Source organism: Acidovorax sp. (genome assembly GCF_047607405.1).
Classification (GTDB): domain Bacteria; phylum Pseudomonadota; class Gammaproteobacteria; order Burkholderiales; family Burkholderiaceae_C; genus Acidovorax.
This window is the reverse complement of the sequence record NZ_JASGDA010000121.1, coordinates 1-12,965: the sequence shown is the minus strand read 5'-3', so window position 1 is coordinate 12,965 and position 12,965 is coordinate 1. Positions and strand designations below refer to the sequence as shown.

At 66.4% G+C, this 12,965-nt stretch carries 15 protein-coding genes; 7 read left to right on the top strand and 8 right to left on the bottom strand.

Translation table 11 applies throughout. From position 1 onward, the window contains the following. The 8 genes from QM569_RS14530 to scpA all read right to left on the bottom strand — a co-directional run. A partial coding sequence (locus QM569_RS14530; RefSeq protein WP_414987949.1) for a HipA N-terminal domain-containing protein occupies nucleotides 1-508 on the bottom strand: 508 nt, incomplete at its 3' end. 5 nt (nucleotides 509-513) lie between these two features. Next, on the bottom strand, nucleotides 514-816 hold the full coding sequence (locus QM569_RS14525; RefSeq protein ID WP_414987948.1) for a helix-turn-helix domain-containing protein: 303 nt from the start codon (nucleotides 814-816) through the stop codon (nucleotides 514-516). A gap of 112 nt (nucleotides 817-928) precedes the next feature. Then, entirely contained in the window at nucleotides 929-1,375 is a 447-nt protein-coding gene (locus QM569_RS14520; protein WP_414987947.1) for a PH domain-containing protein, read from the bottom strand. A gap of 57 nt (nucleotides 1,376-1,432) precedes the next feature. Beyond that, nucleotides 1,433-2,965 carry an acyl-CoA carboxylase subunit beta gene (locus QM569_RS14515; protein WP_414987946.1) on the bottom strand — a complete coding sequence of 511 codons (1,533 nt, stop codon included), beginning with the start codon at nucleotides 2,963-2,965 and terminating at the stop codon, nucleotides 1,433-1,435. A 26-nt stretch (nucleotides 2,966-2,991) separates the two neighbouring features. After that, the gene (meaB, locus tag QM569_RS14510) at nucleotides 2,992-4,017 is read right to left on the bottom strand and encodes a methylmalonyl Co-A mutase-associated GTPase MeaB (protein WP_414987945.1); all 1,026 of its coding nucleotides are present in this window, start codon (nucleotides 4,015-4,017) and stop codon (nucleotides 2,992-2,994) included. A 6-nt stretch (nucleotides 4,018-4,023) separates the two neighbouring features. Further along, nucleotides 4,024-4,440 (bottom strand): type II toxin-antitoxin system VapC family toxin, encoded by a 417-nt coding sequence (locus QM569_RS14505; protein ID WP_414987944.1) that lies wholly within the window; start codon nucleotides 4,438-4,440, stop codon nucleotides 4,024-4,026. Further along, on the bottom strand, nucleotides 4,437-4,757 hold the full coding sequence (locus QM569_RS14500; RefSeq protein WP_414987943.1) for a hypothetical protein: 321 nt from the start codon (nucleotides 4,755-4,757) through the stop codon (nucleotides 4,437-4,439). The genes QM569_RS14505 and QM569_RS14500 overlap by 4 nt, the downstream gene beginning before the upstream one ends. Before the next feature lie 45 nt (nucleotides 4,758-4,802). Further along, a complete protein-coding gene (gene scpA, locus QM569_RS14495) occupies nucleotides 4,803-6,965 on the bottom strand; it encodes a methylmalonyl-CoA mutase (RefSeq protein ID WP_414987942.1) in 2,163 nt (720 codons plus the stop codon). A gap of 134 nt (nucleotides 6,966-7,099) precedes the next feature. On the opposite strand from scpA, the gene QM569_RS14490 reads away from it, so the two are divergent. The 7 genes from QM569_RS14490 to QM569_RS14460 all read left to right on the top strand — a co-directional run. Continuing rightward, nucleotides 7,100-7,732 (top strand): GntR family transcriptional regulator, encoded by a 633-nt coding sequence (locus tag QM569_RS14490; RefSeq protein WP_414987941.1) that lies wholly within the window; start codon nucleotides 7,100-7,102, stop codon nucleotides 7,730-7,732. A gap of 54 nt (nucleotides 7,733-7,786) precedes the next feature. Next, nucleotides 7,787-8,230, top strand: a complete 444-nt coding sequence (locus QM569_RS14485; RefSeq protein WP_414987940.1) for an antitoxin Xre/MbcA/ParS toxin-binding domain-containing protein — start codon at nucleotides 7,787-7,789, stop codon at nucleotides 8,228-8,230. Beyond that, nucleotides 8,230-8,703 (top strand): RES family NAD+ phosphorylase, encoded by a 474-nt coding sequence (locus QM569_RS14480; protein ID WP_414987939.1) that lies wholly within the window; start codon nucleotides 8,230-8,232, stop codon nucleotides 8,701-8,703. Before QM569_RS14485 ends, QM569_RS14480 begins: the two co-directional genes overlap by 1 nt. 97 nt (nucleotides 8,704-8,800) lie before the next feature. Continuing rightward, nucleotides 8,801-9,808 carry a tRNA dihydrouridine(20/20a) synthase DusA gene (gene dusA / locus QM569_RS14475; RefSeq protein ID WP_414987938.1) on the top strand — a complete coding sequence of 336 codons (1,008 nt, stop codon included), beginning with the start codon at nucleotides 8,801-8,803 and terminating at the stop codon, nucleotides 9,806-9,808. Further along, entirely contained in the window at nucleotides 9,795-10,829 is a 1,035-nt protein-coding gene (locus QM569_RS14470; RefSeq protein ID WP_414987937.1) for a GTP pyrophosphokinase, read from the top strand. Before dusA ends, QM569_RS14470 begins: the two co-directional genes overlap by 14 nt. Nucleotides 10,830-11,001: 172 nt before the next feature. After that, nucleotides 11,002-12,342: a polyhydroxyalkanoate depolymerase gene (locus QM569_RS14465; RefSeq protein WP_414987936.1), complete on the top strand. Its 1,341-nt coding sequence runs from the start codon at nucleotides 11,002-11,004 to the stop codon at nucleotides 12,340-12,342. Continuing rightward, the coding region (locus QM569_RS14460; protein ID WP_414987935.1) for an RnfABCDGE type electron transport complex subunit B at nucleotides 12,339-12,965 on the top strand (627 nt) is incomplete at its 3' end. The genes QM569_RS14465 and QM569_RS14460, both read left to right, overlap by 4 nt.

Genomic DNA, 12,965 nt, shown 5'->3' with positions numbered 1-12,965 from the left:
GCGAGCCGCCCAGCATCAGCAGGTGGCGCAGCTGCTCGGCGCTGCTGCGCTCATCGCCGTCGCTGACGACGGCCTGGATCTCGCGCGCCAGCGCCTTCACGTCGAGCGCGCCGGGCTGCTCGGCCGCCAGCGGATCGGCAGGCTCGAAGCCCAGCGCACCGATGGCCGATTGGCCGACGATGGCAAGCCGCTCCAGCATGGAGACGCTGCGCGGGTCGCGCCTCGATTTGCGCAGTGCACGATCCATCAGCAGCATGCCCCAACCGTCGGGCAGGCTGTCGGCAATGAAGCCGGGCAGGCCATGAAAGTGGCGCGGCCCGCTGTAGGCCATCGGTGCTGCGCCCGGGCGCGGCAACGGCACGCGCAGCGGCGAGAACTGCAGGCCACGCTCGATGGCCTGCGGCGAATACTCGAACAAAACCTGGTCGCCCGCCTGTGCAAGCGTGCCCAGCGGCCAGGATTCGCCCCAGCCGCGGTAGGTGACATTCAGGCGTGCAAGCGATGCCATGTGCGTCACCCTCTGCGCCGTGCGCGTTGGCGCTGCGCGGCACGTTCAGCACGTTCGGCATCGGCAATGCTGCGTATGGATGGAGCAAACAGGTTCTGCAAGCCATCTGCCGCGCCCAGCGCCTGCGCAATCTGTACCAGCATCTGGGTGCTGCCCTGCCCACTCGCTTCAAACCGCCGCAGCGTGGACAACGACACCCCGCCCATGTCCGCCAGCTCCTGCTGCGACAGGTTGCGTGCCAGACGGAGCGCACGCACGCGCTCGCCCAGCGTTCTGCAGATGACTTCAGGGGGGTGAAGGTCAAACAATCAAGTGCTCCAAAATGAATGATTAAATGCCAAAAATTGGGCTTTTAGTTCAAAAAAGAACATTTATAGAATAACCAGAAACAGTCATGCGTGCCATGGGTGGACACATCTCTCAAAAACCCGTGACTTGGATATGGGCGTTGCCGCACCGCAGCGCCTGCACGAACGCCTGCCGATCCTTCGGCGACACCAGCACTTGCCCGGCGCGACCGTGGCGGATGCACAGCCGGTCGAGCGACAGCGCGGGCGAGGACAGCCAGCTGCGCGAAGGCTCGACCGAGCGGATGTCCCGCAACGGAATGCGCCAGCGCAACGGGCCGCTGCGGATCGCCAGCGCGTCCTGCTCCACCCGGTAGCCGGTGGCCGCCAGCACCCACAGCGGCAGGCCGGTGCCCAGGGCCAGCAAGGCGGCCAGCAGTACGGCGTGGGCGGGCGCTGCCTGGCGCGGCCAAGCGGTGATCACCGCGACCAACACCAACAGCGCGCTGGCCAACAGCAGCGCCACCAGCCACGCATCAATCTTGGAGGGAAAGGTGTCGGTCGCCTCGGACATCGTCATTCTTCAAGCGTTTTATGCCTCTAGCGCTTATGTGGCAAGCGCTGGTAGCTATCAAAATCAAAGCGGAATGTTCCCGTGCTTGCGCCACGGGTTGTCGAGCTGCTTGTTCTTGAGCATCGCGAGACTCCGGCAGATGCGCTTGCGCGTCTCGTGCGGCAGGATCACGTCGTCGATGAAGCCGCGCGCGCCAGCGACGAACGGGTTGGCAAAGCGGGCCTTGTACTCGGCCTCGCGGGCCGCGAGCTTGGCGGGGTCGTTCTTGTCCTCGCGGAAGATGATTTCCACCGCGCCCTTGGCGCCCATCACGGCGATCTCGGCATTGGGCCAGGCCAGGTTCACGTCGCCGCGCAGGTGCTTGCTGCTCATCACGTCGTACGCGCCGCCGTAGGCCTTGCGCGTGATGACGGTGATCTTGGGCACCGTGGCCTCGGCGTAGGCGTAGAGCAGCTTGGCGCCGTGCTTGATGATCCCGCCGTACTCTTGCGACGTGCCGGGCATGAAGCCGGGCACGTCCACGAAGGTGAGCACGGGAATGTTGAACGCATCGCAAAAGCGCACGAAGCGCGCGGCCTTGATGCTGCTCTTGATGTCCAGGCAGCCCGCCAGCACGAGCGGCTGGTTGGCGACGATGCCCACGGTCTGCCCTTCCATGCGGGCGAAGCCGATGAGGATGTTCTTGGCGTACTCGGGCTGCAACTCGAAGAAGTCGCCGTCGTCCACCGTCTTGACGATCAGCTCCTTCATGTCGTAGGGCTTGTTGGGGTTGTCGGGCACCAGGGTGTCCAGGCTCAGGTCAACACGGTCGGCCGGGTCGTTGCTGGGGCGCAGGGGCGCCTTCTCACGGTTGTTGAGCGGCAGGTAGTTGTACAGGCGGCGCAGCATCATCAGCGCCTCCACGTCGTTCTCGAACGCCATGTCGGCCACGCCGCTCCTGGCGGTGTGGGTGACGGCGCCGCCCAGCTCCTCGGCGGTCACTTCCTCGTGCGTGACGGTCTTGACCACCTCGGGGCCGGTCACGAACATGTAGCTGCTGTCCTTGACCATGAAGATGAAGTCGGTCATGGCGGGCGAATAGACCGCGCCGCCCGCGCAGGGGCCCATGATCATGCTGATCTGCGGGATCACGCCGCTGGCGAGCACGTTCTTCTGGAACACGTCGGCATAGCCGCCGAGCGACGCCACGCCTTCCTGGATGCGCGCGCCGCCCGAATCGTTGAGGCCGATGACGGGCGCGCCGACCTTCATGGCCTGGTCCATCACCTTGCAGATCTTCTCGGCATGCGTTTCCGACAGGGCGCCGCCGAACACGGTGAAGTCCTGGCTGAACACGAACACCAGGCGGCCATTGATCATGCCGTAGCCGGTCACCACGCCGTCGCCGGGGATCTTGGTGTCTTCCATGCCGAAGTCCGTGCAGCGGTGCTCGACGAACATGTCCCATTCCTCGAAGGTGCCGTCGTCCAGCAGCAGCTCGATGCGCTCGCGCGCGGTGAGCTTGCCCTTCTTGTGCTGCGCGTCGATGCGCTTTTGCCCGCCGCCCAGGCGGGCCAGCTCGCGCTTTTTCTCCAGTTGGTCGAGGATGTCTTGCATGTGTGCTCTCTTGGGTTGAATGCTACTTAATTTATAGCTGCTTGCGCCCGTCCTGATTGGGCTGCAAGCAGATTTCGTGCTGCGGTGCTGGCCGCTATGCGGCCTGCAGCCACGTCAGCCTGCATCTGCGGCAAAAGCTGTTTGACCTGCGGGTGGGCGCGGAAGGCTTGCTTGAGGCCCGCGTCGATGCGCTCCCACATCCAGGCCAGGGACTGTCGCTCGCGCCGCGATGCGAGGCGGCCATTGGCGGCTTGCAGGCGGCGGAATTCCTGCACGGCGTTCCAGAACCCATCCACACCCTCGCCCTTCAATGCACTGAGCGTGATGACCTTGGGCGCCCACATGGCCTCATCGTGGTGGGCATGCTCGGGGTTGCCGTGCATGGACAGGAGCCGCAGGCTGGACGTGATCTGCGCCTGCGCGCGCGTGGCGGCGTGGGGGTCGATGTCGGCCTTGTTGATGACCACGAGGTCGGCCAGCTCCATCACGCCCTTCTTGATGGCCTGCAAGTCGTCGCCCGCGTTGGGCAGTTGCAGCAGGCAGAACATGTCGGTCATGCCCTGCACCGCGATCTCGCTCTGGCCCACGCCCACGGTTTCGACGATGACCACGTCATAGCCCGCGGCCTCGCAGACGAGCATGGATTCGCGGGTTTTCTCGGCCACGCCGCCCAGCGTGCCGCTGCTCGGGCTGGGGCGGATGTAGGCCCGCTCGTTCATCGAGAGGTGCTCCATGCGCGTCTTGTCGCCCAGGATCGCGCCGCCGGAGACGGTGGAAGACGGGTCGATAGCGAGCACCGCCACACGCAAGCCCTGCGCGATCAGGTGCAGGCCCAGCGCCTCGATGAAGGTGGACTTGCCCACGCCGGGCACGCCGCTGATCCCCAGGCGGAACGAGCGCCCCGTGTGCGGCAGCAGCGCGGTGAGCAGCTCGTCGCCCTGCGCGCGGTGGTCGGTGCGGGTGGATTCGAGCAGGGTGATGGACTTGGCGATGGCGCGGCGCTGGGCCATGGGGGTGCCATGCAGCAGGGGTTCGAGCAAGGGCTGCATCATGGCCGGTCAAAGAATCTCGAACGCCCGACCATCAGGCAGGCGGTAGCGCGAGAAGTCGCGCACGTCCATGGTCAGGATGCGGGTCACGCCCGACTCGCACGCCAGCCAGTACAGCGATGCGTCGCCCAAGTCCATCTCGGTGCGCGGCTGCTGGGTGTATTGGGTGATCCATTCGCACATATCCAGCAAGTCCGACGTGTCGAACGGAAACACCTGCACCGCGCCCGCGCCTATCCATTGCAGCAGGGCCACACGGTGGCGCGGCCCCAGCAGGTGGCTGGCTTCGGTCACGCAAGGCCAGGTGGTATGCATCTGCAAGGGCTGCTCGGGCGACACCATGAGCTGCCGGAAGTGCGCGTGAAAACGGTCACCCTTGTCGAACAACGCGACCATGGGGCTGGCGTCCAGCAGGCACACCTTCACTGCGGCGCCTCCTGGGCAGCGGCCTTGCGCCGTGCGAGGAAAGCGGCGTATTCGTCTTGCTGCCCTTCGTGTACCGCGCGCAGGCTGGCGCGCAAGGCGGCTTTGTGCGGGGACAGGTCTTCGTCCGCCGCGCCTTGGCCGATGCGGTAGGTGGCCGCTTCTTCCATCACCCGGTGGTACAGCGCTGCGGGGTCTTTGCGGCCCAGGGCGCGCTCCACCGCTGCAATGATGAATTGCGACTTGGTGACGCCCTGGCGCTTGGCGGCAAGCTCCAGTTCCTTTTCCATCAAAGGATCCATGCGAACGGATACGGCCATGGTCTGCTCCTGCGGTTGAAATACCGTATTACTGTATCTCAAACTTCAGCCAATGGCTTTGCGGATTTGTTCCAGCACATCCTTGGCGCTGGCCGGAATCGGCGTGCCCGGCCCATACACGCCCTTCACGCCCGCCTGGTACAGGAAGTCGTAGTCCTGCGCGGGAATCACGCCGCCGACGAAGACGATGATGTCGTCGGCGCCCTGCTCTTTCAGAGACTGGATGATCGCGGGCACCAGCGTCTTGTGGCCCGCCGCCAGCGTGGAGACGCCCACGGCGTGTACGTCGTTCTCGATGGCCTGGCGGGCGCATTCCTCGGGGGTCTGGAACAGCGGGCCCATGTCCACGTCAAAGCCCAAATCCGCGAACGCGGTGGCAACGACTTTCGCGCCCCGGTCGTGGCCGTCCTGGCCCAGCTTGGCGATCATCACTCGGGGGCGGCGGCCTTCGGTTTCAGCGAAGGCTGCGATCTCGCCCTTGAGTTTTTCCCAGCCCTCGGCCGAGTCATAGGCTGCTGCGTACACGCCGGTCACCTTCTGCGTATCGGCGCGGTGGCGCCCGAAGACTTTCTCCAGCGCATCCGACACCTCGCCCACCGTGGCGCGCAGGCGGATGGCCTGGATGGACAGGTCGAGCAGGTTGCCCTCGCCGCTTTCTGCTGCAAAAGTGAGAGCATCCAGCGCTTGGCTAACACCGGCTGCATCGCGTTTTGCCTTGATGGCGTTCAGGCGCGCGATCTGCGCATCGCGCACCTTCACGTTGTCCACCTCCAGGATGTCCACCGGGTCTTCCTTGGCGAGCTTGTACTTGTTCACGCCGACGATGACCTCCTTGCCCGAGTCGATGCGCGCCTGCTTCTCGGCGGCGGCGGCCTCGATCTTGAGCTTGGCCCAGCCCGAGTCCACGGCGGCGGTCATGCCGCCCATGGCCTCGACCTCTTCGATGATCTTCCAGGCCGCGTCGGCCATGTCCTGGGTCAGCTTCTCCATCATGTAGCTGCCCGCCCAGGGGTCGATCACGTTGGTGATGTGGGTTTCTTCCTGAATGATGAGCTGCGTGTTGCGCGCGATGCGGGCGCTGAACTCGGTCGGCAGCGCGATGGCTTCGTCCAGCGCGTTGGTGTGCAGGCTCTGCGTGCCGCCGAACACGGCCGCCATGGCCTCGATGGTGGTGCGCACGACGTTGTTGTACGGGTCTTGCTCGGTCAGCGACCAGCCCGAGGTCTGGCAGTGCGTGCGCAGCATCAGGCTCTTGGGCTTCTTGGCGTCGAAGCCTTTCATGATGCGGCACCACAGCAGGCGCGCGGCGCGCATCTTGGCGATCTCCAGGTAGAAGTTCATGCCGATCGCCCAGAAGAACGACAGGCGCCCGGCGAACTCGTCCACGTCCATGCCCTTGGCGATGGCGGTCTTCACGTATTCCTTGCCGTCGGCCAGCGTGAAGGCCAGCTCCAGCGCCTGGTTGGCGCCCGCCTCCTGCATGTGGTAGCCGCTGATCGAGATCGAGTTGAACTTCGGCATGTTCTTGGCCGTGTACTCGATGATGTCGCCGATGATCTTCATCGACGGCTTGGGCGGGTAGATGTAGGTGTTGCGGACCATGAACTCCTTGAGGATGTCGTTCTGGATGGTCCCCGAGAGCTTGTCCTGCGACACGCCCTGCTCCTCCGCCGCCACCACGTAGCCCGCCAGCACGGGCAGCACGGCGCCGTTCATGGTCATGGAGACGCTCACCTTGTCCAGCGGAATCTGGTCGAAGAGGATCTTCATGTCCTCCACCGAGTCGATCGCCACACCGGCCTTGCCCACGTCGCCCGTCACGCGCGGGTGGTCGCTGTCGTAGCCACGGTGCGTGGCGAGGTCGAACGCCACGGAAACGCCCTGCCCGCCCGCCGCCAGCGCCTTGCGGTAGAAGGCATTCGATTCCTCGGCGGTGGAGAAACCCGCGTACTGGCGGATCGTCCACGGCCGCACCGCGTACATGGTGGCCTGCGGGCCGCGCAGGTAGGGCTCGAAGCCCGGCAGCGTGTTCGCATAGGGCAGCCCCTGCGCATCGTCCGCCGTGTACAGCGGCTTGACGGTGATGCCGTCCGGCGTCACCCAGTTCAGGGCGTTCAGGTCGCCGCCGGGCGCGGACTTGGCGGCTGCCTTGGCCCAGTCGGCAAGGCTGGCGGACTCGAAGGTGGGTTCAGGGGTGCTGCTGCTCATACGGGTTTGCCTGGAGAAGTGTCACTGGATTGGCAGGGCGCGCCCCCGACTTTCGCACGGGTTTGCACGGTTGCCGAAGTCTAACCCAATCTGTAATTATTAATTCTTGATTCTTTTTGCGGTACATTCCGCCCATGTCCGCCGTCCTGACCCCCCGCGCCCTGTATGAGGAAGTCGCCGAGCAATTGCGCCAGCGCATCTTCCGGCGCGAACTGCAGCCGGGCGACTGGATCGACGAGCTGAAGATTGCCGACGAGTTCGGCATCAGCCGCACCCCCCTGCGCGAGGCGCTGAAGGTGCTGGCCGCCGAGGGCCTGGTCACGATGAAGGTGCGCCGGGGCGCCTACGTGACCGAGATGAGCGAGAAGGATTTGCACGACGTGTACCACCTGCTCTCACTGCTGGAGAGCGACGCCGCCGCCGTGGTGGCCGAGCGCGCCACCCCCGCGCAGATGCAGGAGCTGCGCGCCCTGCACGCCGAGCTGGAAGCCGCCACGCACGACCGCGAGGCGTTCTTCGCGGTCAACGAGCGCTTTCACATGCGTGTGCTGGAGATGGCCGACAACCGCTGGCGCAGCCAGATGGTGGCCGACCTGCGCAAGGTCATGAAGCTCAACCGCCACCACTCGCTGTTCAAGCAGGGCCGCATCGAGGACTCGCTGGCCGAGCACCGCGCCGTGCTGCGCGCCCTGGAAGCCCGCGACCCCGCAGCCACCCAGAGCGCCATGCGCGCGCACTTCGCCGAGGGGCTGGAAGCGGCGGCTTGATTGGCACGCCGCCTCAAACGATGCACAATCGAGCATCATTCGGAGTGAATCACCATGGCAACCCTCTCCCCCCAACGGTTTGCAGAAGCCTACAAGGCCGACCCCTATGCCATCGTGGTCGAGGTCAAGCGCGGCATCGAGCCCGCGATGGTGGGCACGCTCGCCACCTCCATGAAGATGAGCAAGGAAAAGCTCTACGCCACCCTGGGTCTGCCCCGCGCCACCATGCAGCGCAAGGTGGCGCAGGACAAGCGCCTATCGCCCGAGGAGTCGTCCCGCGTGCTGGGCATGACGCGGCTCATCGGCCAAGTGCAGGCCATGGTGGCGGAGTCCGGCGAACCAGAGGGCTTCGATGCCGCCGCCTGGGTGGCCGAATGGCTCGACCAGGAACTGCCCGCCCTCAACGGCCACAGGCCCGCCGAATACATGGACACCGCCGAAGGCCAGGCCCTGGTGTCGCAAATCCTGGCCCGCATGCAAAGCGGCTCCTACGCCTGATGCCCTGCCTCTGGCGCATAGCGGCCGACACGCCCGACTACACGGCGAATGACCTGAGCGGCGCCGGTGCCGAGAAAACCGGCGGGCGCTGGAACCGCAAGGGCCAGCCCGTGGTGTATGCCGCCTCATCCATCGCCCTGGCCGCACTCGAAACCATCGTCCACCTCGGCGCGGGCGCGCTACCGCTGAACCGCTACCTCGTGCGCATCGACGTGCCCGAAGGCGTGTGGAACGCCCGCGCCACCGGCTTCGCCCCCGCCCGGCATGTGGGCTGGGACGCGCGTCCGCCGGGCCAGGTGTCGCTGGACTATGGCGACGCCTGGCTCCAGGGCCTGGCCAGCGCGCTGCTGGAGCTGCCTTCCGTCATCGTGCCGGAGGAGTCCAACGTGCTCATCAACCCCCGCCACCCGGACGCCCGCAGGCTCACCGCCACCAAGCTGCGGCTGTGGCAGTACGACCAGCGGATGCGGTAGAGGTCCTAATTTGATAGCTGCCTGTGCTTGCTGCATAAGCGCTGGAGGCCGATTTGGCTTGAAGCCAGCCCAAGGCGCGCAGTGGGATAATCCCCCCATGTCCCCGCCCCTGCATTCCCCCTGGCGCATGTCGGTCGCCCCCATGATGGACTGGACCGACCGCCACTGCCGCTACTTCCACCGGCTGCTGACCCGCCACACCCTGCTCTACACCGAGATGGTGAACGCGGGCGGCATCCTCTACGGCGGCACCGAGCGCCACTTGCGCTACAACGCCGAGGAGCACCCCGTCGCCCTGCAACTGGGCGGCAACGAGCCCGACAAGCTCGCACAGGCCGCGCGCCTGGGCGAGGAATGGGGCTATGACGAGATCAACCTCAACTGCGGCTGTCCCAGCGACCGCGTGCAGCGCGGGGCCTTCGGCGCCAGCCTGATGAAAGAGCCGCAGCGCGTGGCCGACTGCGTGAAGGCCATGAAGGACGTGGTGAGCGTGCCCGTCACCGTCAAGCACCGCATCGGCATCGACAAGGTGGAAGACTACGGCTTCGTGCGCGACTTCATCGGCACCGTGGCCGACGCGGGGTGTACCGTGTTCATCGTCCACGCGCGCAACGCCTGGCTGCAGGGCCTTTCACCTAAGGAAAACCGCGACGTGCCGCCGCTGCGCTACGAGGTCGTACACCGCCTGAAGGCCGAGTTCCCGCAGTTCACCATCGCCATCAACGGCGGCATCACCACCGACGAGGTGGTGCAGCAGCAGCTTGAACACCTGGACGGCGTGATGATTGGCCGCGAGGCGTACCACAACCCCTGGTGGCTGGCGCGCTGGGACGCCCTGTACCACGGCGGCGCACCCTGCCCCCTGACCCGCGAAGAGGTCGAGCTGGCGATGGTCGAATACATGGAGCGCGAGGCCGCCGAACACTGCACGCCCTGGCCCCACATCGCCCGCCACATGCTGGGCCTGCGCCACAGCCTGCCGGGCGCGCGCATCTGGCGCCAGGTGTGGAGCAACCATCTGCTCAAGGACCGCCCGGCGCGCGAGGTGCATGCCCTGGCCCGCGCGGCCCACCACCCTGCCGAACCAGCCCATGCCGTCGCTTGATTTCGACCACGAGGAAGCCGCCTTCCGCGCCTACTACGCGCGCGAGCTGCCCGCGCTCGAAGAAACCTGCGCGGCCATGACCGCCCTGGTGGCGGCCGCCGTCACGCAGGCGGGCGGCGTGGACGTGGCCAAGGTCGAGGGCCGTGTGAAGGACGTGGACGAGTGCGTCCGCAAGTTCGTGCGCAAGTACCGCCCCGCGCTGGAAGAAGCCAACACGCCCTACGAGATCGCCCCCTGCATCACCGACCTGGTCGGCGTGCGCGTGGTCTGCCTGTACGAGGACGAACTGGAGAAGATCGCGCAGATCGTGCGCGCGCATTTCGCGGTGATCGACGTGACCGACAAGGCCGCGGCGGTGGAGAGCACCGAGGCAGCCTTCGGCTACAAGGGCCTGCACCTGGACCTGCGCCCGCCGGGCGATGGCGATGCAGCCCGCCAGCCCTTCGAGCTGCAGGTGCGCACCATCATCCAGGACTCCTGGAGCGTGCTGGACCACCGCATCAAGTACAAGAAATCCATCCCGGCGGAGCTGAAACGGCGCATCAACGTGCTGTCGGCCCTGTTCGAGCTGGCCGACCGCGAGTTCCGCCAGATCCGCGACGCCACCGCCGCCGAGCTGCTGCAGGCGCCCGACGAGACCGCCGAGCCCGCGCCGGAGGCGCCCAGCAAGAGCAGCGAGCTCAACGCCTTCACCTTCCTGAAGATCGCCACGCACTTCTTCAAGGACTTCGAGTTCGAGCCCGCCAAGGTGGACGGCTTCGTGGGCGACATCCAGGCGTGGTCGCCGGGCATCACGCGCGCAGGCTTCAACGCGCTGATGCGCGAGACGGTGGGTACGGTCAAGCGCTACAAGCAGTATTTCGAGGAGCAGAACCCGCACGGCAGCTTCAACCCCTACACGGTGATACGGCACTGCCTGTACCTGGGCAACAAGGCCGCCTTTCGCTCGGCCCTGCGCAACTCGGCGCGCGAGGCTTTCGAGGGCTGGCTGCAAGTGCATGGCGATGCGCGGCCCCAATGATATGGGTCAAATCGGCCTCCAGCGCTTATCCAGAAATCACGAGCAGCTATTATAAAAATAGCAAAACCCGCCCTGGCGCATGTCGCTCAGGCGACTGGTCCTAGGTGGTTATCCACCATGCATGCGCTTGCAAGTGCTGCTATATTGCACTGCAACATAACGGAGTTTCCCCATGCTGTACCACATCTACGAGGCCCAGCGCTCTCTGATGGAGCCCTTTGCTGACTTTGCCCTGGCCGCTTCCAAGCTCTTCAGCAACCCGCCCCTGAGCCACGCCCCCATGGCGCAGCGCATGTCCGCTGGCTACGACCTGCTGTACCGCCTGGGCAAGGACTACGAAAAGCCCGCCTTCGGCATCCAGTCCGTGGACGTGGACGGCGTGGGCGTGGCGATCCACGAGCGCGTCGAGGTGGACAAGCCCTTTTGCGAGCTGCGCCGCTTCAAGCGCTTTTCGGACGACCCGGCCACCCTGGTCAAGCTCAAGGCCCAGCCCGTGGTGCTCATCGTGGCGCCCCTGTCGGGCCACTACGCCACGCTGCTGCGCGACACCGTGCGCACCATGCTCAAGGACCACAAGGTCTATATCACCGACTGGAAGAACGCCCGCCTGGTGCCGCTGTCCGACGGCGAGTTCCACCTGGACGACTACGTGAACTACGTGCAGGACTTCATCCGCTACCTGCAGGGCAAGTACGGCAACTGCCACGTGATGAGCGTGTGCCAGCCCACCGTGCCGGTGCTGGCCGCCGTGTCGCTGATGGCCAGCCGGGGCGAGACCACGCCGCTGACCATGACCATGATGGGCGGCCCCATCGACGCGCGCAAGTCGCCCACGGCGGTGAACAACCTCGCCACGCAGCGCAGCTTCGAGTGGTTCGAGAACAACGTCATCTACCGCGTGCCCGAAAGCTTCCCCGGCGCGGGCCGCCGCGTCTATCCCGGCTTTTTGCAGTACACCGGCTTCGTGGCCATGAACCCCGACCGCCACGCCAACAGCCACTACGACTACTTCAAGGACCTGATCAAGGGCGACGACGCCAGCGCCGAGGCCCACCGCAAGTTCTACGACGAATACAACGCCGTGCTGGACATGGACGCGGACTACTACCTGGAGACCATCAAGACGGTGTTCCAGGACTTCAACCTCGTCCACGGCACCTGGGACGTGCGCTCGCCCGAGGGCAAGATCGAGCGCGTGCGCCCGCAGGACATCACCACCACCGCCCTGTTCACCGTCGAGGGCGAGCTGGACGACATCTCCGGCTCGGGCCAGACCGAGGCCGCGCACGACCTGTGCAGCGGCATCGTGCGCAAGGAACAGCGCCACCTCGAAGCCAAGGGCGCGGGCCACTACGGCATCTTCAGCGGCCGCCGCTGGCGCGAAGTGGTGTATCCGCAGGTGCGCGCCTTCATCCTGGAGCACCAGCCCGCCCGGCAGGCCGAGCCCCTGGCAATCCCTGCCGCCAATGAAGCGCCCGCAGCACCCCGCCGCCGCGCGGCGCGCAAGGCTTGAGCGCCGCCTCGGCAACCGCCACCCTCGCGGCGCGGATCGACGCCGCGCTGCCCCAGACGCAATGCACGCGCTGCGGCTACCCTGACTGCGCGGCCTACGCGCAAGCCATCGCCGAAGGCGCCGCCCCCATCAACCAGTGCCCGCCGGGCGGCGCCGAAGGCGTGGCGCGGCTGTCGGCCCTCACCGGCCAGCCGCCCTTGCCGTTGAGCGCCGCGCACGGCACCGAAGGGCCGCGCATGCTGGCGGTCATCGACGAGTCCTGGTGCATAGGCTGCACGCTGTGCATCAAGGCATGCCCCACGGACGCCATCGTGGGCTCCAGCAAGCGCATGCACACCGTCATCGAGCCCTACTGCACGGGCTGTGAGCTGTGCGTGCCCGTGTGCCCCGTGGACTGCATCCAGCTGGAGAACGCCAGCGGCGCAGCCACCGGCTGGGCGGCATGGTCCGAACCCCTGGCGCGGCAGGCCCGCCAGCGCTACCAGGCGCACCGCGAGCGCCTGCCGCTGCAAGACGAAGCGCCGGAAGACGTGGAACCCCCGGTGGCTGCCGATGATGCCGCCGCCGCCCGCCGGGCCGCCATCGCGGCGGCCTTGGAGCGGGCCCGCCAGCGCCGCGCGCCG

Bases quoted from the DNA above. Each gene is read 5' to 3' on its own strand.
- QM569_RS14500 (WP_414987943.1), bottom strand. From the start codon at position 4,757: ATGGCCGTATCCGTTCGCATGGATCCTTTGATGGAAAAGGAACTGGAG.
- QM569_RS14480 (WP_414987939.1), top strand. From the start codon at position 8,230: ATGCCCTGCCTCTGGCGCATAGCGGCCGACACGCCCGACTACACGGCG.
- QM569_RS14465 (WP_414987936.1), top strand. From the start codon at position 11,002: ATGCTGTACCACATCTACGAGGCCCAGCGCTCTCTGATGGAGCCCTTT.
- QM569_RS14485 (WP_414987940.1), top strand. From the start codon at position 7,787: ATGGCAACCCTCTCCCCCCAACGGTTTGCAGAAGCCTACAAGGCCGAC.
- meaB (WP_414987945.1), bottom strand. From the start codon at position 4,017: ATGATGCAGCCCTTGCTCGAACCCCTGCTGCATGGCACCCCCATGGCC.
- QM569_RS14490 (WP_414987941.1), top strand. From the start codon at position 7,100: ATGTCCGCCGTCCTGACCCCCCGCGCCCTGTATGAGGAAGTCGCCGAG.
- dusA (WP_414987938.1), top strand. From the start codon at position 8,801: ATGTCCCCGCCCCTGCATTCCCCCTGGCGCATGTCGGTCGCCCCCATG.
- QM569_RS14515 (WP_414987946.1), bottom strand. From the start codon at position 2,965: ATGCAAGACATCCTCGACCAACTGGAGAAAAAGCGCGAGCTGGCCCGC.
- scpA (WP_414987942.1), bottom strand. From the start codon at position 6,965: ATGAGCAGCAGCACCCCTGAACCCACCTTCGAGTCCGCCAGCCTTGCC.
- QM569_RS14520 (WP_414987947.1), bottom strand. From the start codon at position 1,375: ATGACGATGTCCGAGGCGACCGACACCTTTCCCTCCAAGATTGATGCG.
- QM569_RS14470 (WP_414987937.1), top strand. From the start codon at position 9,795: ATGCCGTCGCTTGATTTCGACCACGAGGAAGCCGCCTTCCGCGCCTAC.